Genomic DNA, 21,484 nt, shown 5'->3' with positions numbered 1-21,484 from the left:
GGCTGCAGCGTTTCAGGCGGCCGCGCGGGGCGAGCGGGCGACGGATGCCGGCGGCAGCACGCGCAGCGCGACGATGACGCCGGCGACGGTCGCCGCAGCGGTCAGCAGCAGCCCGCTGACCGCGCTGTCGCCGCCGCTCACCGCGAAGGCGTCGGCGATCGACATGCCCATCGAGAAGCCGCCGACCCACTGCGTGAACCCGATGCCGAAGACGGCGACGAGGCTCGCGCGGGCGATGCGACGGGCGTCGAGGCGGCGGAGCGTGCCCCGGTTTCCGACGACGGCCGTCGCGAGGAACAGCAGACCGAGCGGCGCCCAGGTCGCGGCCCAGACGAGGGCGTACGCCGCGGCCGGACCCGCGGGCTCGCCCCGGTCGGCCATCTGCGCGTAGATCTCGGGCAGGGCGAGGCCGGGCACCTTCGAGAGCGGGTTCCAGACCAGGATGTGCACGGCCCCGACAGCGGCGCCGCCGAGCACGACGATCGCGCCGACGAGCGCGGTCGCCCGGGTGCCGAGTCGTGCGGGCAGGCCGGGCCACGTGCGACGACGTTCGGGGTCGGTCGCGGCGGGGAGCGCCCACGCGAACACGACGGTCGCCGCGCCGGCGAGCATGCCTCCGAGCATCATCGCGGGCACGAGCGCTACGGTCAGCATGGCGACGACCGGCACGGTGAGCAGCACGACTCCGAGGCTCACCGCCCAGCGGAGGCCGGCACCACGTGAGGCGAGCAGCCCGTGCACGGCAGCGGCCAGCCAGACCAGCCCGACACCGCCGACGAGTGCCACGACGACCATCACGCGCGAGCCCACCTCGCCGAACGCGCCGCCGGCCGTGAACGGTGTCAGGAAGAAGCTCCCGAGCGCGAGCGACACCGCCGCCGCGAACCAGGCCGCCGCCCAGCGGAGCCGCCTTCCGGCGAGCGCGCTCGACGTCAGTCCGAACGCCTCCGGCGAGCGCGGAGCCCGCAGCACGACGCCGAACGCGCCGGCGACGAGTTGCGCGGTCGACACACCCGCAGCCGGGGCATCCCGCAGGTCTGCCGCCCACTCCTCGCGGTAGCGCTCGCGCCGAGCATCGGGCAGCAGCCGCACGGCCACGGCGAGGCCGGCGCGGGCGAGTCGCCCGCTCATGCGGTTCCGTCCGCGACGGCGGGCACGGTCGCGACCGACGCGGCAGACCGGGCCGCGGTGCGAGCCGGCCGCGCGGCGACCGCCTGCCGGGCGGCTGCCGACCCGCCCTCGCTCAATGTGTAGTACCGGCGACGCGGCCCGGGCCGCGCGGCATCCTGCTCCCATTCGCTCTCGAGCCAGCCGGCCCGCTCGAGTCGTTCGAGGATCGGGTAGACACTGCCGGCGGGTCGTCCCGACGCCTTGACGACGGCGAGCCCCCAGCTCGGGCCGGGCGCGTCGAGCAGCGCCCGCAGCACGTCGACCGTGGCATCCGTGATGCGACTGAGCGGTTCCATGCTCGAACTCTAGCTATATAGAGATAGCCGGGGCAATGCCCGGGAGCGCGGGATCCGCCGTGACGATCGACGCCGCGCGACGGGCGTAGCGTGGAGCCATGGATCATGGAGGCACCCCCGTCACGACCACCGCCGAGCTCGAGGCGATCATCGGCTCCCCGCTGCCCGCCGCCCGCGACAAGTCGCGCGCTCGACTGCACGACCTCGATCGGCAGTGGCTCGCGGCATCCCCGCTCTGCTTCGTCTCGACGGCGGATGCCGCCGGCAACGCCGACGTCTCCCCCAAGGGCGACCCCGCCGGCTTCGCGATCGTGCTCGACGACACGACGATCGCGATCCCCGAGCGGCCGGGCAACCGCCGGGCCGACGGTTTCCACAACGTGCTCGAGAACCCGCACGTCGGGCTGCTCTTCGTCATCCCCGGCCGCGGCGACACGCTGCGCATCAACGGCCGCGGCCGTCTGCTGCGCGATGCGCCCTACGCCGATCGCATGCAGGTGCGCGGGCACGAACCGGCGCTCGTGCTCGAGGTCGCGATCGACGAGATCTTCTCCCATTGCTCGAAGGCGTTCCTGCGATCGCAGACCTGGAAGCCCGAGACCTGGGCACCGGCGGCCGCGCCCCGCCGCGCGCTGATCGCGCAGGCGCTCGAACGGCCGAACGAGTCGGTCGAGGCGCTCGACGCGTACTACGGCCCCACCTACGACGCGAAGCTCTACGGCTGACGCGACGCGGCTGAGACACCGGAGCACGCGGAAGCGGGCCCCGGTCGCCCGGGGCCCGCTCCAGTCAGCCCTGCTCAGGCCAGTTCGTGCCCGTCGAGCATCTCGGCGACGAGCGCGGCGATCGCCGAGCGCTCCGAGCGGGTCAGCGTGATGTGGGCGAAGAGCGGATGCCCCTTCAGCGTCTCGATCACGCTCGCGACGCCGTCATGGCGGCCGACCCGAAGGTTGTCGCGCTGGGCGACGTCGTGGGTGAGCACGACCCGCGAATTCTGGCCGATGCGCGAGAGCACCGTGAGCAGCACGTTGCGCTCGAGCGACTGCGCCTCGTCGACGATCACGAATGCGTCGTGCAGCGAGCGCCCGCGGATGTGCGTCAGCGGCAGCACCTCGAGGATGCCGCGGTCGATCACCTCTTCGAGCACGTTGTCGGAGACCACGGAGCCGAGCGTGTCGAACACGGCCTGACCCCAGGGGTTCATCTTCTCGCCCTGGTCTCCGGGCAGGTACCCGAGCTCCTGGCCGCCGACCGCGTAGAGCGGACGGAACACCATGATCTTCTTGTGCTGCTGGCGTTCGAGCACCGCCTCGAGGCCTGCGCACAGGGCGAGCGCCGACTTGCCGGTGCCCGCCCGGCCGCCGAGCGAGAGGATGCCGATCTCGGGGTCGAGCAGCAGGTCGATCGCGAGCCGCTGCTCGGCGGAGCGCCCGTGCAGCCCGAAGACCTCGCGGTCGCCGCGCACGAGCCGCACCTCGCGCTCCCCCACGACCCGGCCGAGCGCCGAGCCACGGTCGGAGTGGATGACGAGACCGGTGTTGATCGGCTGATCGAGGTCGGCGGGCACCGTCAGGTGCTCGTGCTCGTAGAGCTTCGCCATGTCGTTCGAGCCGAGGTCGAGCTCCGCCATGCCGTTCCAGCCGGAGTCGATCGCGAGCTCGTGCCGGTACTCCGCGGCGTCGAGGCCGATCGAGGCGGCCTTCACGCGCAGCGGCAGGTCCTTCGAGACGACGGTGACGGCGAGGCCGTCGTTGGCGAGGTTCAACGCGCACGCGAGGATGCGGGAGTCGTTGTCGGAGAGGCGTAGGCCCGACGGCAGCACGCTCTGGTCGCTGTGGTTCAGCTCGACGCGGAGCGACCCGCCGTCGCCGACGGTGATCGGGAAGTCGAGTCGCTCGTGCTCGACGCGCAGCTCATCGAGGATGCGCAGCGCCTGACGGGCGAAGTAGCCGATCTCGGGATCGTTCCGCTTGGCCTCGAGCTCCGTGATCACGACGACGGGCAGCACCACGGCATGCTCGTCGAAGCGGAACAGGGCCTTCGGATCGGAGAGCAGCACCGAGGTGTCGAGCACGTACGTGCGCTCCTGCTGTGCTGCTGCGGCATCCGCCGCGAGATCGGTCGACTTGGAGGTAGAGAGTGACACGCCAGCTCCCGCCCCGAGCTTCAGCTCGGCATTCCGTGCCGGCGGCGAACCTCCCACGAGCGGTTCACGAGCCGACTCGATCGGACTCCTTGTCCGATGCCACAGACGCTACGACGGTGCCGGCGAATCGGCCTCAGCGACACGCGGTGCGACACACGCCGTTCACCTGGGAGCGGATGCCGCGACCCCCCGATGGCCGTTCAGTACGACGCAGCGGTGCCGTACGAGACGAACGCCGCGCGCAGCATCTCGAGCGTCTCGCCGGACGTCGCTGCGTGCACCGAGAGCCGGATGCGCCCCTGCCGCATGGTCGCCGTGACGCCGTGGTTGTGCAGCGACGCGGTGAGCAGGGTCACCTGCTCGGTCGGCGGTTCGAGCACGACGATGCCGGCACGCTCGCGCTCGTCGCGCGAGGAGACCACCGCGATCGCGAACTCGTCGGCGAGCTCGATGGTCTGGCTGACCCGCTCCGCCATCGCCGTGTTGATCGCGGCGACGCCGACGCCGGCGATCTCCTCGAGGCTCGCGGCGAACCGCGCCTCGGCGAGCGGGTCGGGGTTCGACACCCGGTAGGCGCGTGCATCGGGCGCCGGCGGGGGCACCTCGCCCCACGGCTCGTCCTCCTCGGTGCCCGTGAAGCCCGAGAAGACCGGGGTCAGCTGGTCGAGCGCGCGCGGCGACAGCGCCATGAACCCCGTGCCCCAACCCGCGCGGCACCACTTCTGCCCACCGGTCAGCACGACGTCGGCGACCTCCCACGGCGCGTCGACGACGCCGAAGCCCTGGATGGCGTCGACGATCAGCAGTCGATCGCCGATGACCTGCCTGATGCCCTCGATGTCGCAGAGGTATCCCGAGCGCGAGTCGACGAGGCTCACCGCCACGGCGGCGACGTTCGCCTCGAGCTGCTCGCGGATCTGGCCGGGCGTCACCTTGCCGTGGTCGGTCTCGAGCCAGACGGGCTGCACGGTGTGCAGCGCCTCCTGCGCGCGCACCGCGGCGATGGGCAGGCTCGGGAACTCCTCCGCCGAGAGCAGCACCCCGCCGGTGAGACCGAACATCGCATGCATGATGCCGGTCGTCGCGTTGGGCTGGAAGACGATCTGGTCGGCCGGGAACCCGAGGACCGCCGACGCCGCCGCGCGCACCCGACCGTCCTGCTCGCGGATCTCGTCGAGGCTGCCGTGACGGGCGCGCTGCAGCACCTGGGTGAAGACGAGCGACTCCTCGGCGGCAGCGGTCGAGAGCGGCCCGACCCGGCCGTAGTCGAGGTATCCGGGTTCCTGGGTGAATCCGGCGGTGAAATCGTCGATGGTCACGTGGTGGTGCCCCCTTCATCGAGGCGGAGATGGTCGGCGCGCATAGTCTCGCAGACGAGGGTGTCGCGAGTCATCCGCCGAATCGGCGATGACGCTTCGTGTAGTCGCGCAGGGCCCGCAGGAAGTCGACCTTGCGGAGGTCGGGGCCGAGGGCCTCGACGAAGTAGAACTCGCTGTGGGCCGACTGCCAGAGCATGAAGTCGCTGAGCCGCTGCTCGCCCGAGGTGCGGATGACGAGGTCGGGGTCGGGCTGCCCGCCCGTGTAGAGGTGCTGGCCGATGAGGTCGGGTGTCAGCCGCTCGGCGAGGTCGTCGAGGCTCCGTCCCTCTGCGTGGTGCTCGGCGACGATCGAGCGCATCGCGTCGGTGATCTCCTTGCGCCCGCCGTAGCCGACCGCGAGGTTGACGTGCAGGCCGCGCTTGTCGGCGGTTCGGTGCTCCGCCGCGTCGAGCGCCGCCACGAGGGGCTCGGGGAGGCCGGCATCCGACCCGACGTGCTGCACGCGCCAGTCGCGGTAGTGCGAGAGTTCCTCGGCCAGCTCGGCGATGATCTCGATCAGGTCGGCGAGCTCGGCCGACGGGCGATTGCCGAGGTTGTCGCTCGAGAGCAGGTACAGCGTGACCGTCTTGATGCCAGCGTCGTCGCACCACTCGAGGAACTCGCGCATCTTCGCCGCGCCGGCGCGGTGGCCGTGGGCCGCGGTGTCGTAGCCGAGCTGCTTGGCCCACCGACGGTTGCCGTCGATGATCATCGCGACATGGCGCGGCATGGCCTCAGGGTCGAGTCCGCGCCGGAGCCGGTTCTGATAGAGGCGGTAGAGGAGGCCGCGACCGAGGGGCTGATCGCTCGTCTGCACGGAACTACGCTACCGCTCCGGGGCATCCGACACTCACAGCCGGTCGTGACCGGGGAGGTCCTACGCTGTGAGCATGACCTCGAAGCGCCGGCGCGCATCGCACGATGCCGTGGATGAACTCTCCCGCCCCGTCGCACCGGAAGATCCCGGAGACCTCGCCGTCGCACGAGGCCAGCACGGCCCCGACCTGCCGAACATCCCGCTGCTCGACGATTCGCTCGCGCACCCCGAAGAGGTCAAGCCCACGTGGCGCGGCTGGATCCACGCAGGCACCTTCCCGGTGACGATCGCGGCGGGCATCGTGCTCATCGTGCTCGCAGAGGGTGCACCTGCGAAGTGGGCGTCGGCGGTCTTCGTGCTCTCCTCGATGCTGCTCTTCGGCAACTCGGCGCTCTATCACCGCTTCGACTGGAATCCGAAGACGAAGCTCGCGCTGAAGCGCATCGACCACGCCAACATCTTCCTGCTGATCGCGGGCACGTACACCCCGCTCGCGGTGCTCGCGCTGCCGCCCGACAAGGGCTGGCTGCTGCTCGGCGTCGTCTGGGCCGGTGCGCTCGCGGGCATCGGCTTCCGCGTGTTCTGGATCGGCGCACCGCGCTGGCTCTACGTCGCGCTCTACCTGCTGCTCGGCTGGGCGGCCGTGATGTACATGGGCGACCTGCTCGCGGCGAACGTCGCGATGATGGTGCTCGTGATCGTCGGCGGCCTGCTCTACACGGGCGGCGCCATCGTCTACGGCCTCAAGAAGCCCAACCCGTGGCCGGGCGTCTTCGGCTTCCACGAGATCTTCCACACCTGCACGGTGCTCGCGTTCATGTGCCACTGGACGGCGACGCTGCTCATCGCGATCGCGCCGGTCTACCACGTGGGCTGAGGCCGGTCGCCGCAGGTCGGGGAGCGAACGCCGCGGCGTCTCGAGACCCGGTCAGCGAGCGGATGCCTCGTCGGGCCCCTCATCGGTGGAACCGGGTTCGGCGGGCGGCAGCGTGCCCGAGGCATCCGTCACCTGACCGTCGGCCTCCGCGATCTCGGCATCGCGCGCCTCGGCCTCGAGCTGCTCGCGCACCTCGATGCGGTAGTTCGTGCGGCGGATGCGGCGCACCATGTCGAGGATCAGCAGCAGCACCGCCAGCATGATGAGGAAGGTGATGACGAAGCCCCAGACGCCGGGCGTCACCGTATTGGGGTCGAACTCCTCGTCTTCGGCCAGGACGATCAGGGCTGGGACGACGAGCATCGGACTCTCTTTCACGCGTGCACTGGATCACGCTCGCACTGTCGAGCATCGGCCTGCGCCGGGCGCGTTAGGCTTGAATTCCAGCCTAGACGATCGACCTCGAAGGAGCCTGCGGTGACCGCGCCCCAGAACGCAGCGCCCTCGAACGCAGCGCCCTCGAACGACGCCCCCTCGAACGACCTGCTCGACGAGCGATACGGACGCACCCGCACGCACCGCACCCGCGATCGGGTGCTGCTCATCGGCGGTGCCATCGCCTTCGCGATCGTGCTCGTGGCGTGGGTCGTCTGGGCGGGCCTCGACGGCCAGAAGCCGCAGATCGAGGTCACCGACACCGGCCACCGGCTGATGAACGAGAACCGCGCCGTCGAGGTCACCTGGACCCTGTCGGTGCCGCCCGGCAACGAGACCGCGTGCGCCGTGCAGGCCTTCAACGAGGACTTCACCGTCGTCGGCTGGAAGATCATCGAGGTTCCGGCCTCCGATCGGCACCTCCGCAGCCTCACCGAGACCGTGCGGGTCGCGCAGGAGGCGAACACCGGTTTGATTTACGGCTGCTGGCTCACCTAACATGGGGCATTCGCTCCGACATCCGTCGGGGCGACACGTCTATATACGTCAGTGCGGTCGAGGCCGCACCGACACGGGAGTGTGCATCATGGCGCAGGACGTCACCGCCACCTGGCTCACCCAGGAGGCCTACGACCGCCTGGCAGCGGAACTCGAGCACCTCTCCACCCACGGCCGCGAAGACATCGCCAAGCGAATCGAGGCCGCGCGCGAGGAGGGCGACCTCAAGGAGAACGGCGGCTACCACGCCGCCAAAGACGAGCAGGGCAAGATGGAGGCCCGCATCCGTCAGCTGAAGGAGCTGCTCCGCACCGCCGAGGTCGCCGATGCACCGCAGTCGTCGGGCGTCGTCGAGGCCGGCACCGTCATCACCGCGATCATCGCGGGCGACGAAGAGACGTTCCTCATCGGCAGCCGCGAGATCGCCGGTGACTCCGAGCTCGACGTCTGGAGCACGCAGAGCCCGCTCGGTGCCGCGATCCTCGGCCTGAAGGTCGGCGAGAAGACCAGCTACACCGCGCCGAACGGTCGCGAGATCGCCGTCGAGATCACGAGCGTCGAGACCTGGGGCGGCCAGTAGGCCGCCCTAGTTGTACCCGGCCATCAGGTTGGTAGCAGGCGGCTGATTGGCGGGTGGCCTCCGAGCGCGCTGTGGCGTCGTTCAGTGTTGTAGTGCTCGATCCACGGCGCAAGTGCCGCGGCGCGTTCTGCGTTGCTTGTGAAGGCCTGCCGGTAGGCCCACTCGGTCGCCAGGGTCCGGTTCAGTCGCTCAACTTTGCCGTTCTGCCAGGGGCAGTGGGGCTTGATGAACTTCTGCCGGATTCCGTGGGTCGCACAGACCTCGCGGAGCGAGTACCTGTAGGCCCACGCGTTGTCGGTGATCAACCGCTCGATGCGGGTGATGCCGCTGGCCGCGAAGTAGACGATCGCACGCTCGAGGAACGCAGCGCATGTCGACCCCTTCTCGTCGGTGAGGACCTCGCTGTAGGCCAGCCGGGAATGGTCATCGACGAGGGAGTGGACGTAGTCGAAGCCGACCTTGGTGTTGCGGTCGCGTTGGATCGACCCACTGGCTCGGCCGTGGGCCCGCCAGCCGCCACCGTCAGGGATCCGGCCGAGCTTCTTCACATCCATGTGCACCAGCTCGCCCGGCCGGTCGCGTTCGTAACGTACGGCGGTCTGCTTTGATGAACGGATCACCTCGCCGGTGATCGGGTCGCACTCACGCAGGTAGGGCACGTTGTGGCGGCGCAGGATCCGAGACACCGTCCGTGCGGGCACCCCGACCATCGGGCCGAGGACGTCGGGGCCGCATCGCTCGCTGGCCCGTGCAGCGAGGACCTGCTGTTCGATCTCGTCGCTGGTCCTCGTGGGCATCGTGTGAGGCCGTGAGGACCGCGTCGCGAGTCCGGCATCGCCTTCGGCGGTATGGCGGTCGATCCAGGTCTTCACGCACTTGCGGGAGACCCCCATCGCGGCGGCGATATGGGCTTGGGGCCAACCGGCTTGGTGGCGTTGGATGATCAGTCGGCGACCGTGAACGGTCAACCGCGCACTACCGTGGGACACGAGAACCTCCGGTGGGTCGTGGGCCTTAGACAAGCCACATCCCACTCGGAGGTTCTCGTTCGTTCAACCAGGCTCGCCGCTACCAACGTCCTGGCCGGGTACACCTAGTCGTTGTCGACGACCGGCTCGTAGCCGGCCCGTCGCAGCACCGCGACGACCTCGGCCCGGTGGTCGGGGCCACGGGTCTCGATCGAGAGCTTGAGCTCGACCTCGGAGATCTGCAGCCCCGAGCCGTGCCGCGTGTGCAGCACCTCGATGACGTTCGCGTTCGCCTCGGCGAGCAGTTCGGCGATGCGGGCGAGCTGGCCGGGGCGATCGGGCATGCCGATACGGAGCGTGAGATAGCGATCGGATGCCGCGAGCCCGTGCGCGATCACCCGCTGCATGAGCAGCGGATCGATGTTGCCGCCCGAGAGCATCGCGACGACCGGACCGTCGGAGTGGATCTGGCCCGTCATGATCGCCGCGACCGAGACCGCGCCCGCCGGCTCGACGACGAGCTTCGCGCGCTCGAGCAGCACGAGGAGCGCCCGTGCGATGTCGTCTTCGGAGACCGTGACGATCTCGTCGATCGCCTCGCGGATGATCTCGAAGTTCAGCTCGCCGGGCCGGTAGACGGCGATGCCGTCGGCGATCGTCGGCACGACCGGCACTCGCTGCGGGGAACCCGCCGCGAGCGAGGCGACGTAGGGCGCGGCGTTCTCGGCCTGCACGCCGACGATGCGGATCGTGCGTCCGAGCTCTGCGGCGCGCTGCTTCGCGGCGCTCGCGATGCCGGCGGCGAGCCCGCCGCCGCCGATCGGAACCACGATCGTCGCGACGTCGGGGGTCTGCTCGAGGATCTCGAGTCCGAGTGTTCCCTGGCCGGCGATCACATCGGGGTGGTCGAACGGCGGGATGATGACCGCGCCGGTCTCGTCGGCGAACGCCGCAGCGGCCTCGAGCGTCTCGCCGACCGAGTCGCCGCGCAGCACGACGTCGGCGCCGTAGGCCTTGGTCGCCTCGAGCTTCGGAAGGGCGACGCCGACCGGCATGAAGATCGTGGCTCGGATGCCGAGCTCGCGCGCGGCGAACGCGACGCCCTGGGCGTGATTGCCCGCCGAGGCCGCGACGACGCCGCGTGCCCGCTCGGACTCGGTCAGGGCGGCGATGCGGTGATAGGCGCCCCGGAGCTTGTAGGAGCCCGTGCGCTGCAGGTTCTCGCACTTGAGGTGCACGGGAACCCCGAGCAGTTCGGCGAGGAACCGCGACGACTCCATCGGCGTCTGCCGGGCGACGGCGGACACCACGCCTCGCGCGCGCTCGAAGTCGGCGAGGTTCGGTCCTGCGATCGTGGTCGTGGTCGACAACTCGTTCATTCTCCTCGTTTGTAGCCTGGGCGCTGCGGTACCGTGCGCCAGAGCGCCGAACGGACCGGCGGTGGCGGGCCGGAATCGTTCTTCCACGCACCGCTCGCGACCGAGAGGATCATGACGTTCACGACGGCTGCGACGGGCACCGCGAAGAGCGCGCCGGGGATGCCGGCGACGAGCGATCCGGTCGCGACCGCGACCACGACGCCGAGCGGGTGCACCTTCACGGCGGTGCCCATGATGAGCGGCTGCAGCACGTGGCCCTCGACCTGCTGCACGAGCAGCACGATGCCGAGCATGATCACGGCCGGCCAGAGCCCGAGGTAGACGAGCGCGACGAAGACGGCGAGCGCTCCGGTGAGCACGGCACCCACGATCGGGATGAACGAGCCGAGGAAGACGAGGATCGCGATCGGCACGGCGAGCGGCACGCCGAGGAAGAAGGCCCCGAGCCCGATGCCGATCGCGTCGATCGTCGCGACGAGGATCTGCACCTTCACGAAGTTCTGCAGCGTCGCCCAGCCGGCCTGGCCGGCGCCGTCGATGGCGGCGCGCCCGCGGCGCGGGAAGATGCCGACGATCCAGTTCCAGATGCCGCGGCCGTCGATGAGGATGAAGAGCGTCGCGAAGAGGGCGAGCAGCATGCCCGCGAGGAAGTGCCCGAACGTGGTGGTGACCGAGAGCGCACCGCTCAGGAGCACCCCGGTGTCCTGCTGCACCGACTGGATGACCTGGTCGACCCAGTCGTTCAGCTGCGCCTCGGTGATGTGGAACGGCCCGGTGAGCAGCCATTCGCGGAACCGGTCCCACGCGACGAGCGACTGCGCCGCGAGCTCATCGGATCCCCGCACGATCTGCGTGATTCCGAGGGTCAGCAACCCTCCGACGGCGACGAGCGCCGACAGCATCGCGGTCAGGACCGCGAGCCACTTCGGCCAGCGATGCCGCTGCAGGAGGCCGGAGAACGGCACGAGCAGGGCGCCGATGAGCACGGCGACGAGCATCGGGATGACGATGAGGCGCAACTGGATGATCAGGAACACCACCACGGCGAGCACGCCGCCGATGAGCAGCATGCGCCACGACCACCCGGCAGCCAGCCGAACCCCGAACGGGATGCTGTCGGTGACCTCGCGTGGTGCGGACCCCGCCTGCGGCGCGGGCGGCGGCACCTCTGGTGCGCCCCGCGACAATCGGCCCCGTTTCCGCCCCGTGGAGTCCGTCATCGCTCCAGTCTAGGCGCGGCGTATGAACTGGACGGCATGCGCACGGATGCCACGTGCTCTCGTCGCTCCCCAGTGTCGGCCGTCCCCGCTATCGTCGAGGCACATGGTCGACATCGTCAGCCCCGCCCTCGCCCGCCGCATCGCACTGGCCGCGCAGGGCTTCTCGCGCCCACTGCCCGAGGCGCCCGGCACGCGCGCCGTCAACGGCGTCATCGATCGGCTCGCCCTGCTGCAGATCGACTCGGTCAACGTGTTCGAGCGCAGCCACTACCTGCCCGCGTTCAGCCGGGTGGGCGCCTACGACCGCGCCGCGCTCGACCGCATCACGACCGGGCGACGCGGGCGCATGGTCGAGTACTGGGCGCACCAGGCCGCCTACATCCCGCGCGAGCTGTGGCCACTCTTCGAGTTCCGGCGCGAGGAGTACCGCGCCAAGGGCAGCGACTGGGGTGGCTGGGTGGCGGAGAACGCCACGCTGGCGGAGTGGCTTCGCGCCGAGCTCGCCGCGAACGGCCCCATGCGGGCGAGCGAGATCGAGCACGACTCCAACGAGCGGCGTGGCCCGTGGTGGGGCTGGTCCGACGTCAAGCGCACGCTCGAGATGATGTTCCGCACCGGCGACGTCGTGTGCGTCGAGCGCCGCCGATTCGAGCGCGTCTACGCGCTGCCCGAGCAGGCCCTGCCCGGCGAGCTGCTCGGCACCGCCCCGGCCGAGCCCGACGCCGTGCGCGAGCTCGTGGAGCTCGCGGCATCCGCTCAGGGCATCGCGACCGAAGCCGACCTCGCCGACTACTGGCGCATGAAGCGCGCGCCGGTGCGCCAGGCGATCACCGAACTCGAGGAGGCCGGGGTGCTGCTGCCCGTCGAGGTTCCCGGATGGCAGACCGGGGCGCGGCAGACACCGGCCTGGCTGCACCGCGATGCGAAGCGGCCTCGCCGCATCGAGACCGCCGCGGTGCTCTCGCCGTTCGACCCCGTCGTGTGGTTCCGCCCGCGCACCGAGCGGCTCTTCGACTTCCACTACCGCATCGAGATCTACACGCCCGAGCCCGAGCGCAAGTTCGGGTACTACTCGCTGCCCGTGCTCATCGACGATCGGGTGGTCGGCCGGGTCGATCTGAAGAGCGACCGGCAGGCGGGCGTGCTGCGCGTGCAGTCGGCGTGGGCCGAGCCCGGTGCGCCCGCCGAGACGGCTGCGCGGCTCGTGCCGGTGCTGCAGCGCGCGGCGGCCTGGCAGGGGCTCGGCGAGGTGAGCGTCACCGGCCGCGGCGACCTCTCCCCTGCGCTCGCTGCCGAGCTGCGAGCCGCCGGCTGAGCCTGCCGGACAACTGAGCCGATCAGCTGAGGGGTCGGCCTCGTCAGTCCCCGAGCGCCTAGAAGGCGCCGCCCATCTCTTCCAGCCGCTTGACGCGGTCGGCGATCGGCGGGTGGGTGGCGAAGAGCTTGTCCATGATGCCGGGCTTGAGCGGGTCGGCGATCCACAGGTGGGCCATCGACGAGTTCTGCCGCTGCATGGGCCGGCCGTAGGTCTCGAGCTTCAGGAGGGCTCGGGCGAGCGCGTCGGGGTGGCGGGTCGTCATCGCCCCGGTGGCATCGGCGAGGTACTCGCGCTGACGCGACACGGCGAGCTGCACGAGGCTCGCCACGAGGGGTGCGATGAGCATCGCGACGAGGCCGAAGATCATGACGATCGGGTTGCCGTTGTTGTTGCCTCGACCGCCGAAGAAGGCCATGCGCACGAGCATGTCGGAGATGAACCCGACGGCCACGACGAGGCCGAAGACGACCATCGAGAGCCGGATGTCGTAGTTGCGCACGTGCCCGAGCTCGTGGGCCATGACGCCCTCGAGCTCGGCGTCGTCCATGATCTCGAGGAGACCCGTGGTCGCGGCGACGACGGCGTGCTCGGGGTCACGGCCGGTGGCGAACGCGTTCGGCGCGGGATCGGAGATCACGAACACGCGCGGCATCGGGGTGCCGGTGGTGATCGAGAGGTTCTCGACGGTGCGCCAGAGCCGCGGGTGGTCGGCCTTGGAGTGCAGCTCGACCGCCCCCGACATCGAGAGCGCCTGACGGTCGGCCGTGAAGTACTGGAACAGCGCGTACGCCGTCGCGATCACGAGCGTGACGACGACGATCGTGACGTCTTGGTAGATGAACGCCGCCAGCCAGCCCAACCCGCCGATGATGGCGAGGAAGAACAGGATGATGAAGACGGTGTTGCGCTTGTTCTTCGCGATCGCGCGGTACAACGCCGGCCCTTAGAACTGCACGCGCGGAGGCTCGGCGATCGCCGCCGGCTCCGTGACCTCGAAGAAGTCTCGCTCGTGGAAGCCGAGGCTTCGCACGAACAGGGTGTTCGGGAAGACCTTGATCTTCGTGTTGAGTTCGCGCACGCCGCCGTTGTAGAACCGGCGCGAGGCCTGGATCTTGTCTTCGGTGTCGACGAGCTCGGACTGCAGCTGCAGGAAGTTCTGGCTGGCCTGCAGCTGGGGGTAGGCCTCGGCGACCGCGAAGATCGACTTCAGCGCCTGCTGCATGTGGTTCTCGGCGGCACCGGCCTCCGCCGGGCCCTGAGCGGTCAGCGTCTCGGCGCGGGCCTGGGTGACGGACTCGAACACCGACTTCTCGTGCGCCGCGTAGCCCTTGACCGCCTCGATGAGGTTCGGGATCAGGTCGGCACGGCGCTTCAGCTGCACCGTGATGTCGCTCCACGCCTCGTCGACACGCACGTTCAGCGTGACGAGGGAGTTGTACGTCGCCCAGAGGTAGATGCCGATGATCACCACGAGCGCGACGACGATGATGACGGGGATGAGCCATTCCATGGCACGGACTCCTAAGCGCTCTGAGCGACGGTTGCTGTGTGGATTCAGTGTACCGAGCGAGCCTCCGCGTGAGCTGTGCTTCCCATGAGACTCGGAGGATCCGGAGGGTCTTCTCCGGGCATAGGCTCAGGCTGTGACGGAGCACTCGGAACGCCGTCGGCGAGGCCGCCCCCGCGGAGCGAACGCGGGCGACACTCGGGCGCGCATCCTCGCCGCCGCGACCGCCGAATTCGCCGAGCACGGGTACGAGGCGGCATCGATGCGGGCGATCGCCCGTCGGGCCGAGGTCGACCCGGCGCTGGTGCATCACTACTTCGACGGCAAGCAGGCGCTCGTCGCCGAGGTCGTCGAGGTGCCGCTGCGGCCCGAACGGGTCGTCCGCGAGGCGCTCGCCGCCCCGATCGACGAGCTCGGTGGCCGACTCGTGCGCGCAGTGCTCACGGCGTGGGATTCCGGCGCCGTGCGCCCGGCCGCCGTGGCAGCGCTGCGATCGGCGATCGGCCAAGGGCCCGTCGCCCGCATGCTGCGCGAGTTCCTCCGCCACGAGATCATGCAGCGCATCGCGACCGCGCTGGGCGACGCCGACGACGCCGAGCTCCGTGCCGAGCTCGCGGCCTCGCAGCTCGTGGGGGTCATCATGGTGCGGTACGTGCTCGAGTTCGAGCCGGTCGCCTCGGCCGACGTCGAGGAGCTCGTGCGCCGGGTCGGCCCGGCCGTGCAGTGGCACCTGACCGGGAGTCCGGAGTCGCTTGACAGCACGGTGCGGTCGGCGAAGGATTCAGCACATGATGAATAACTCGGATGCCGCGGCACCCGCGTCCGGTGCGGCATCCGCCGCCGCGGTCATCGTGCAGGACCTGACGGTGGTCCGCGGCGGCAGCACCGCGCTCGATCGGCTCTCGCTCGCCGTGCCGCGCGGCCACCTCATCGGCCTGCTCGGCCCGAGCGGCAGCGGCAAGACCACGCTGATGCGCGCGATCGTGGGCGTGCAGGTCGTGAAGTCGGGCACGATCGAGGTGCTGGGCCTGCCCGCGGGCAGCCGGGCGCTCCGCACCCGCATGGGCTACGTCACCCAGCAGGCGAGCGTCTACGACGACCTCTCGGTGCGGCAGAACCTCGCCTACTTCCGCCGCATCATCGGCGCACCGGCATCCGATGTCGATCGCGTCATCGAACGCACCGAGCTCGGCTCCGTCGCCGGCCGGCTCGTCGGCACGCTCTCGGGCGGGCAGCGCAGCCGGGTCTCGCTCGCCGCGGCCCTCCTCGGCGATCCCGAGGTGCTCGTGCTCGACGAGCCCACCGTGGGCCTCGACCCCGTGCTCCGCGTCGAACTGTGGGCGCTGTTCCGCAGCCTCGCCGACGACGGCGCGACCCTCCTCATCTCGAGCCACGTCATGGACGAGGCGAAGCGCTGCGACCGCCTGCTGCTGCTCCGCGACGGCGCGCTGCTCGCCGACGACACCGTGCAGGGCCTCCTCCAGGTCACCGGCACCGACGACGTCGAGCAGGCCTTCCTGCGCCTCATCGAGCGGGGCGAGCCCGATCTGCGCCCCACAACGGAGACGGAGACGGAGACGGAGCGATGAACCTCACCCGCACCTTCGCGACCGCCGGGCGCGTGCTCGGCCAGATCCGCCACGATCCCCGCACGGTCGCGCTGCTGCTCGTGGTGCCGAGCCTGCTCATCGGCCTCGTCGCGTGGATCTTCGTCGACACCGACTACTTCACCGACATCGGCCCCGCGATGATCGCCCTGTTCCCGTTCATCGTGATGTTCCTCGTCACGAGCATCTCGACGCTCAGGGAGCGCCGGAGCGGCACGCTGGAGCGCCTGCTCTCGATGCCGATGGGCAAAGGAGACTTCATCCTCGGCTACGCGCTCGCCTTCGGCCTGCTCGCCGTGTTCCAGACCGCGATCGCCGTCTCGTTCGCCGTGTGGGTGTGCGGGCTCGAGATCGAGGGCTCGATCTGGCTGCTCTTCGCCGTCGCGGTCGCCGACGCCCTGCTCGGCACCGCACTCGGCCTGCTCGCGAGCGCGTTCGCGCGCTCGGAGTTCCAGGTCGTGCAGTTCATGCCGCTCATCGTCTTCCCGCAGATCCTCCTCGGCGGCATCTTCATCCCCCGCGACCAGCTGCCCGAAGCCCTCGAGGCGATCAGCGAGTGGCTGCCGTTGAGCTTCGCGATCGACGCGCTGCAGGCCGTCGCCGCCGACTCGGAGAGCGCCGAGTGGATCACGGCGAAGATCCTCGTGATCGTCGCGTGGATCGTCGGATCGATCGTGCTCGGCTCGATCACGCTGCGTCGCCGCACGCCCTGACGCGCTCGCCCACGCACGGACGAGGACGGATGCCACGTGGCATCCGCCCTCGTCGCCAGCCGCTTAGGCGCCGAGCACCCGGTCGAGGTACGGGTTCGCGAAGCGTCGCTCGGGGTCGAGCTCGTCGCGCACCCGCAGGAAGTCGTCGAAGCGCGGGTAGACCTCGCGCAGCGACTCGGCGTCGCGCGAGTGCATCTTGCCCCAGTGCGGGCGACCGCCGTAGCCGCGCATGATCGCCTCGACCGCGGCGAAGTACTCGGTCGGGTCCTCGCGGTAGTAGCGGTGCACCGCGATGTAGCCCGATTCGCGGCCGTGGGCGGTCGAGAGCCAGTTGTCATCGGATGCCGCGGCGCGCACCTCGATCGGGAAGCTGATGCGCCAGCCCTTGCGCTCGATGAGTTCGCGCACCTCGCGCACGGCGGCGGGCACGGCCTCGAGCGGCACCGCGTACTCCATCTCGCGGAACCGCACGGTGCGATTGGTGATGTAGACCTTCGGCGAGAAGTCGGCGAAGTCGCGGTCTCCGGTGAGCTTCTCGACCTGGCGGGCGAACACGGGCACGACGCCGGGAGCGACCGTGCCGAGCGCGCAGACGCCGCGGTACGCGCCGTTCGCGAGCAGCTCGTCGTCGACCCAGCGCGAGAGGCGCCCGAGCGGCCTCCGCGGGGCATCGCCCGGCAGCCGCGTGTTCGTCTTCGTGAGCGCCGCCTCGGTGTGCGGGAACCAGTAGAACTCGAAGTGGTCGGCGGCGCGCACGCGCTCCTCCCACCCGTCGAGCACCTCGCCGAGCGGCTCGGGCTTCTCGACGGCGTGCAGCACGTAGCGCGGCACGAGCTGCAGCGTCACGTCGACGAGCACGCCGAGCGCACCGAGGCCGAGGCGGACGGCAGGCAGCAGCTCGGGGCGCTCCGTCTCGCTCACGGTGATGAGCTCGCCGGTGCCGGTCACGAGGCGGGCGGCGACGATCTGCGTCGCGAGGCCGCCGAAGCCGAGGCCCGTGCCGTGCGTGCCGGTCGAGGTCGCGCCCGAGATGGTCTGCCGATCGATGTCGCCCATGTTCGCGAGGGCGAGACCGTAGGGGGCGAGCATCTCGGGCAGCTCGTGCAGCCGGGTGCCGGCGCCGAGGGTGACCCGGCCCGTCGCGACATCCGCATCGTTGACGCCGGAGACGCCCGTCATGTCGAGCTGCACGCCCGGCGCGACCGCGATGCCGGTGAAGCTGTGGCCCGAGCCGACGGGCTTGATGGCCAGACCGGATGCCGCGGCTGACGCCACCGCCCGCTGCACCGCCTCGGCGCTCGCCGGGCGCTCCACGCGAAGGGGCCGCACCGATTCCGTGCGACCCCAGTTGCGCCAGACGGCTCCAGTCGCGGTCACAGGGACTCCTCGTTTCGGGTACGCGCCGCATCGCGACTCGTGCACACATGCCAGATGGCTCCCGCAGCTGTCACAGGAACGCCTTCCCTTCTCCCCGATACGTCGGGATGGTGTCGACGACTTCGCCCGCATCGACCAGGGCGAACTCGTTCAGGTGCTCGGCCAGCTCGCCCGACTTCGTGTGGCGCAGCCACACCCGGTCGCCGACCTTCATGCGACGTGCCGCCGGACCGCTCACCGGGGTCTGCACCTCGCCCGCCATCTCCCGCGGTTCCATCACGAGGCCCTGGGGCCACACGATCTTCGGCAGCCGGTCGCCGGCGGGCGGGCCGGAGGCGACCCAGCCGCCGCCGAGGATCGTCGCGTGGTCACGGCTCGGGCGGCGCACGATGTCGAGGGCCCACGCCGCGGCCGGTGCCGGGGTGAAGTGCTGGTAGCCGTCGAAGAGGTGCCCGCCGAAGATGCCGGAGCCGGCCGCGATCTCGGTCACCGAGGCGTCGGCCGCCGTGGCCTCGAGCGAGCCGGTGCCGCCGCCGTTGACGAACTCGAGCTCCACGATCTCGCGCACGGCCGCGACGGCGCGCCCGCGACGTTCGCGCAGCTCGGGCATCGAACGCGACTGCATCCAGCGGTTCACCGCACCGTCGACCGGGCGGCCGGCGGGCTGATTCACGACGCCGGCGATCTGCGCCTCGTAGGCCATCATGCCGACGAGGTCGAAACCGGGGCGCTTCACGATGTACGCGGCGAGCGCCGCGGCGTCCTCGGGCGCGTGCACGGGCGAGCGGCGCACGCCGAGGTGACCGAGCACCGGCGCGTTCCACGAGGCGTCGAGTTCGAGGCACACCCGGATCGTCTCGCGCTTGCCGGGCGGCAGCACCGCGTCGACGAGGTCGAGCTGCGCCGGGGAGTCGACCATGAGGGTCACGCGCTTGGCGAGCTCTGGGTCGCTCGCGAGCCGGCGGATGGCCGCACGCTCGGCGGTCGGGTAGCCGACCACGATGTCATCGACCGTCTCGGCGAGCCAGAGCGCCTCGGCGAGCGTGTACGCGAGCACGCCGTGGTAGCCCGGCATGGCGAGCAGCGCCTCGACGATGCCGCGCACGCGCAGCGACTTCGAGGCCACGCGGATCGGCGTGCCGTGGGCCCGCCGCAGCATGTCGAGCGCGTTGTGACGCAGCGCCCCGAGGTGGAGCGCGCCGACGGGGGCGTCGAGGTGGGCGGTGGCGGCGGTCAGCGACGGCCAGTACTTCTCGGGGTGCAGCCAGTCGGAGGCATCCGATGCCGGCGTGCCGGTCTTGCGCAGGTCGATCGTCATCAGCGCACGCTCCGCACCCGCGCGACGGCGAACGCGCCGGCGAACGAGAACGCGGCACCGAGCAGGAAGACGAGCATGAACGAGCCCGACACGACCACCGCGGCCGCGCCGATCATCGGGGCGATCGCCTGCGGCACGGCCGAGGCGATGTTCATGATGCCGAGGTCTTTGCCTCGGGAGGCGGCGTCGGGCAGCACCTGCGTCGCGAGCGCCTGGTCGACGGAGAGGAAGCAGCCGTACCCGAGGCCGAGGAGTCCGGCGCCGACCATCGCGACGGTGAGGTCGGGGAAGAGGCCGAGCATGAGTGCCGCGACGCCCTGCAGGCCCGAGGCGATGAAGACGAAGAGCTTGCGACGGCCGAGCCTGTCGGAGAGCTTGCCGAGGATGAGCGAGGCGAGGATCACGAACACCATGTAGATGAGGGTGAGCACGATGAGGTCGTCTTCGGCGTTCTCGTCTTTCAACTGGAACATCAGGAAGTAGAGCAGCAGGCTCGTGCCGAGCGCGTTGCCGACCGAGACGAGCACACGGCTGAGGAGGGTCCAGCCGAAGTCGGGGTGCTTGCGGGGGCTGATCCAGAAGCCGCTGAGGATGCCCTTGGCCGTGACGCGCACGCGCTCGGTCGGGGCGAGCGGCTGGTCGGCGCGGAAGAGGAACGGCACCGCGAGCACGACGAGGATCACCGCGAGCAGGATGTACCCGAGCGAGGCGTCGGTGACGAGCTCGGTCACGAGCACGAGCCCGACGATGATGCCGACCGCCTGCGGCGCCGACATCCAGCCCGAGACGAAGCCGCGCTGGTTCACGGGCACCTGGTCGGAGATCGTCGCGGTGAGCGCGGCGGTCATGATGCAGAACCCGACGGATGCCGCGACCCACGTCGCGCCGATCGCCCAGATCTCGGTCTGCTGGCCGAGGGTGACGAGCGAGAGGCCGAAGACGACCGCGCCGATCGCGATCCACGGGCGGCGGCGACCGAAGCGCGAGGTCGTGCGGTCGGAGAGCGCACCCGTCAGCGGATAGGCGATGATCGTCGCGATCGCGGCGATGCCCGAGATGATGCCGAACGCGACGACGCTGTCGACCCAGTTGTCGGGCTTGAGCTGCGCGTCGATCTGCGCGGGCAGCAGCAACTGCACGGGCGTGAGCTGCGCCATCCAGATGCCGAGCCAGACCGTCGCGAACGAGGCGATCCAGCCGGCGGAGACCCGGCTGACCGGTTCGCCGAGCGCGGCGGTCGTGGGCTGCGCCTGGTGGGGCGCGGAATCGAGGCTCGTCATCGGGGCTCGGCCATTCTCGAAAGGGCGTCGGCGGCCGCATGTGCGACCGCGCGTGCGACGTCGTCGTCGCGGGTGACGAGCCACGTGAGGGTGAGCCCGTCGGTGAACGCGATGAGCACGCGCGCGACCTGCTCGACGGGAGTGGTCCAGACGACCCCCGCGAGCTCGGCGGCGGCCGCGAGCGACCGCGCACCGAGCTCGGTGTACTTGTCGTACTGCGCGATGGCGAGCGGATGCCGCTCGGGCGATCGCAGCGCGTACTGGGTGAGCTCGAGCATCGCCTGCTCGTGCTCGGGGTCGGCGCGGAGGTGTTCGAAGTAGCGCAGCAGGCCGGCCTCGAGCATGTCGCGGATGTCGTGCCCCTGCAGGTCGTCGGGCAGCACCGCCTCCTGCTCGCGGGCGACGACCGTCGTGATGAGCTCGTCGATGAGCTCGTCGCGCGAATCGAACGCGTAATGGAAGCTCGCGAGCGACATGCCGGCCTCGGCGACGATCGCCCGGGTGGTTGCATGTGCGATTCCGCGCTGGGACACCACGCGGAGTGCCGCCTGTACGAGCGCGGCGCGCCGTTCTGAAGCTGGGATGCGGGCCATGCGACTCCTCTTCGACACCATCGACGA

23 protein-coding genes are annotated in these 21,484 nt (G+C 70.5%); 8 read left to right on the top strand and 15 right to left on the bottom strand.

What is annotated here, in order from left to right:
- Positions 1–12: 12 nt before the first annotated feature.
- On the bottom strand, positions 13–1,131 hold the full coding sequence (locus BJY17_RS17680; protein WP_179552527.1) for a hypothetical protein: 1,119 nt from the start codon (positions 1,129–1,131) through the stop codon (positions 13–15).
- Positions 1,128–1,466 (bottom strand): PadR family transcriptional regulator, encoded by a 339-nt coding sequence (locus tag BJY17_RS17675; RefSeq protein ID WP_179552526.1) that lies wholly within the window; start codon positions 1,464–1,466, stop codon positions 1,128–1,130. Before BJY17_RS17675 ends, BJY17_RS17680 begins: the two co-directional genes overlap by 4 nt.
- 98 nt (positions 1,467–1,564) lie before the next feature.
- Between BJY17_RS17675 and BJY17_RS17670 the strand changes: the two genes are divergently transcribed.
- The gene (locus BJY17_RS17670) at positions 1,565–2,191 is read left to right on the top strand and encodes an MSMEG_1061 family FMN-dependent PPOX-type flavoprotein (RefSeq protein ID WP_179552525.1); all 627 of its coding nucleotides are present in this window, start codon (positions 1,565–1,567) and stop codon (positions 2,189–2,191) included.
- A 74-nt stretch (positions 2,192–2,265) separates the two neighbouring features.
- On the opposite strand, the gene BJY17_RS17665 is transcribed toward BJY17_RS17670, so the two are convergent.
- The 3 genes from BJY17_RS17665 to BJY17_RS17655 all read right to left on the bottom strand — a co-directional run bounded on the left by BJY17_RS17665 (position 2,266) and on the right by BJY17_RS17655 (position 5,787).
- Entirely contained in the window at positions 2,266–3,612 is a 1,347-nt protein-coding gene (locus BJY17_RS17665) for a PhoH family protein (RefSeq protein ID WP_322789888.1), read from the bottom strand.
- A 200-nt stretch (positions 3,613–3,812) separates the two neighbouring features.
- Entirely contained in the window at positions 3,813–4,931 is a 1,119-nt protein-coding gene (locus BJY17_RS17660) for an aminotransferase class V-fold PLP-dependent enzyme (RefSeq protein ID WP_179552524.1), read from the bottom strand.
- Between the two features lie 70 nt (positions 4,932–5,001).
- A complete protein-coding gene (locus tag BJY17_RS17655; RefSeq protein WP_179552523.1) occupies positions 5,002–5,787 on the bottom strand; it encodes an isoprenyl transferase in 786 nt (261 codons plus the stop codon).
- Between the two features lie 73 nt (positions 5,788–5,860).
- Here BJY17_RS17655 and trhA point away from each other — a divergent pair, with 73 nt between their 5' ends.
- Complete coding sequence (gene trhA, locus BJY17_RS17650) at positions 5,861–6,664, top strand: PAQR family membrane homeostasis protein TrhA (protein WP_179552522.1); 804 nt, start codon at positions 5,861–5,863, stop codon at positions 6,662–6,664.
- A 51-nt stretch (positions 6,665–6,715) separates the two neighbouring features.
- Here trhA and BJY17_RS17645 read toward each other — a convergent pair whose 3' ends face one another.
- Positions 6,716–7,027: a hypothetical protein gene (locus tag BJY17_RS17645; protein WP_179552521.1), complete on the bottom strand. Its 312-nt coding sequence runs from the start codon at positions 7,025–7,027 to the stop codon at positions 6,716–6,718.
- 114 nt (positions 7,028–7,141) lie between these two features.
- On the opposite strand from BJY17_RS17645, the gene BJY17_RS17640 reads away from it, so the two are divergent.
- On the top strand, positions 7,142–7,597 hold the full coding sequence (locus BJY17_RS17640) for a DUF4307 domain-containing protein (protein WP_179552520.1): 456 nt from the start codon (positions 7,142–7,144) through the stop codon (positions 7,595–7,597).
- An 88-nt stretch (positions 7,598–7,685) separates the two neighbouring features.
- Complete coding sequence (greA, locus tag BJY17_RS17635) at positions 7,686–8,177, top strand: transcription elongation factor GreA (RefSeq protein WP_074261501.1); 492 nt, start codon at positions 7,686–7,688, stop codon at positions 8,175–8,177.
- Between the two features lie 23 nt (positions 8,178–8,200).
- Here greA and BJY17_RS17630 read toward each other — a convergent pair whose 3' ends face one another.
- The 3 genes from BJY17_RS17630 to BJY17_RS17620 all read right to left on the bottom strand — a co-directional run bounded on the left by BJY17_RS17630 (position 8,201) and on the right by BJY17_RS17620 (position 11,744).
- The gene (locus BJY17_RS17630) at positions 8,201–9,166 is read right to left on the bottom strand and encodes an IS481 family transposase (RefSeq protein ID WP_179551414.1); all 966 of its coding nucleotides are present in this window, start codon (positions 9,164–9,166) and stop codon (positions 8,201–8,203) included.
- A 104-nt stretch (positions 9,167–9,270) separates the two neighbouring features.
- Positions 9,271–10,524 carry a threonine ammonia-lyase gene (gene ilvA, locus BJY17_RS17625; RefSeq protein WP_179552519.1) on the bottom strand — a complete coding sequence of 418 codons (1,254 nt, stop codon included), beginning with the start codon at positions 10,522–10,524 and terminating at the stop codon, positions 9,271–9,273.
- A complete protein-coding gene (locus tag BJY17_RS17620; protein WP_179552518.1) occupies positions 10,521–11,744 on the bottom strand; it encodes an AI-2E family transporter in 1,224 nt (407 codons plus the stop codon). The genes ilvA and BJY17_RS17620 overlap by 4 nt, the downstream gene beginning before the upstream one ends.
- A 103-nt stretch (positions 11,745–11,847) precedes the next feature.
- Here BJY17_RS17620 and BJY17_RS17615 point away from each other — a divergent pair, with 103 nt between their 5' ends.
- Positions 11,848–13,059, top strand: a complete 1,212-nt coding sequence (locus BJY17_RS17615; RefSeq protein ID WP_179552517.1) for a winged helix-turn-helix domain-containing protein — start codon at positions 11,848–11,850, stop codon at positions 13,057–13,059.
- A gap of 58 nt (positions 13,060–13,117) precedes the next feature.
- Here BJY17_RS17615 and BJY17_RS17610 read toward each other — a convergent pair whose 3' ends face one another.
- Together BJY17_RS17610 and BJY17_RS17605 are read right to left on the bottom strand one after the other, a co-directional pair.
- On the bottom strand, positions 13,118–13,996 hold the full coding sequence (locus tag BJY17_RS17610) for a M48 family metalloprotease (RefSeq protein WP_179552516.1): 879 nt from the start codon (positions 13,994–13,996) through the stop codon (positions 13,118–13,120).
- Between the two features lie 9 nt (positions 13,997–14,005).
- The gene (locus BJY17_RS17605) at positions 14,006–14,572 is read right to left on the bottom strand and encodes a LemA family protein (RefSeq protein ID WP_179552515.1); all 567 of its coding nucleotides are present in this window, start codon (positions 14,570–14,572) and stop codon (positions 14,006–14,008) included.
- A gap of 133 nt (positions 14,573–14,705) precedes the next feature.
- Here BJY17_RS17605 and BJY17_RS17600 point away from each other — a divergent pair, with 133 nt between their 5' ends.
- Genes BJY17_RS17600 through BJY17_RS17590 form a run of 3 tightly spaced genes read left to right on the top strand, consistent with a single transcriptional unit; the run spans position 14,706 to position 16,889 of the window.
- Entirely contained in the window at positions 14,706–15,368 is a 663-nt protein-coding gene (locus BJY17_RS17600) for a TetR/AcrR family transcriptional regulator (RefSeq protein WP_179552514.1), read from the top strand.
- Positions 15,358–16,158, top strand: coding sequence for an ABC transporter ATP-binding protein (locus tag BJY17_RS17595; RefSeq protein WP_179552513.1), 801 nt, complete (start codon positions 15,358–15,360; stop codon positions 16,156–16,158). The genes BJY17_RS17600 and BJY17_RS17595 overlap by 11 nt, the downstream gene beginning before the upstream one ends.
- Entirely contained in the window at positions 16,155–16,889 is a 735-nt protein-coding gene (locus tag BJY17_RS17590; RefSeq protein WP_179552512.1) for an ABC transporter permease, read from the top strand. The genes BJY17_RS17595 and BJY17_RS17590 overlap by 4 nt, the downstream gene beginning before the upstream one ends.
- 63 nt (positions 16,890–16,952) lie before the next feature.
- Here BJY17_RS17590 and BJY17_RS17585 read toward each other — a convergent pair whose 3' ends face one another.
- The 4 genes from BJY17_RS17585 to BJY17_RS17570 form a co-directional block, all read right to left on the bottom strand.
- Positions 16,953–18,266 (bottom strand): D-arabinono-1,4-lactone oxidase, encoded by a 1,314-nt coding sequence (locus tag BJY17_RS17585; RefSeq protein WP_322789887.1) that lies wholly within the window; start codon positions 18,264–18,266, stop codon positions 16,953–16,955.
- A 70-nt stretch (positions 18,267–18,336) separates the two neighbouring features.
- Positions 18,337–19,584, bottom strand: a complete 1,248-nt coding sequence (locus BJY17_RS17580; protein WP_179552510.1) for an amino acid deaminase/aldolase — start codon at positions 19,582–19,584, stop codon at positions 18,337–18,339.
- Positions 19,584–20,864 (bottom strand): MFS transporter, encoded by a 1,281-nt coding sequence (locus BJY17_RS17575; protein WP_179552509.1) that lies wholly within the window; start codon positions 20,862–20,864, stop codon positions 19,584–19,586. Before BJY17_RS17575 ends, BJY17_RS17580 begins: the two co-directional genes overlap by 1 nt.
- Positions 20,861–21,457, bottom strand: coding sequence for a TetR/AcrR family transcriptional regulator (locus BJY17_RS17570; RefSeq protein WP_179552508.1), 597 nt, complete (start codon positions 21,455–21,457; stop codon positions 20,861–20,863). Before BJY17_RS17570 ends, BJY17_RS17575 begins: the two co-directional genes overlap by 4 nt.
- Positions 21,458–21,484 lie beyond the last annotated feature (27 nt).

Origin of the sequence: Agromyces hippuratus (genome assembly GCF_013410355.1) — a bacterium.
GTDB classification, from domain to species: Bacteria; Actinomycetota; Actinomycetes; order Actinomycetales; family Microbacteriaceae; genus Agromyces; species Agromyces hippuratus.
This window is presented reverse-complemented; position numbering and strand designations above follow the sequence as displayed.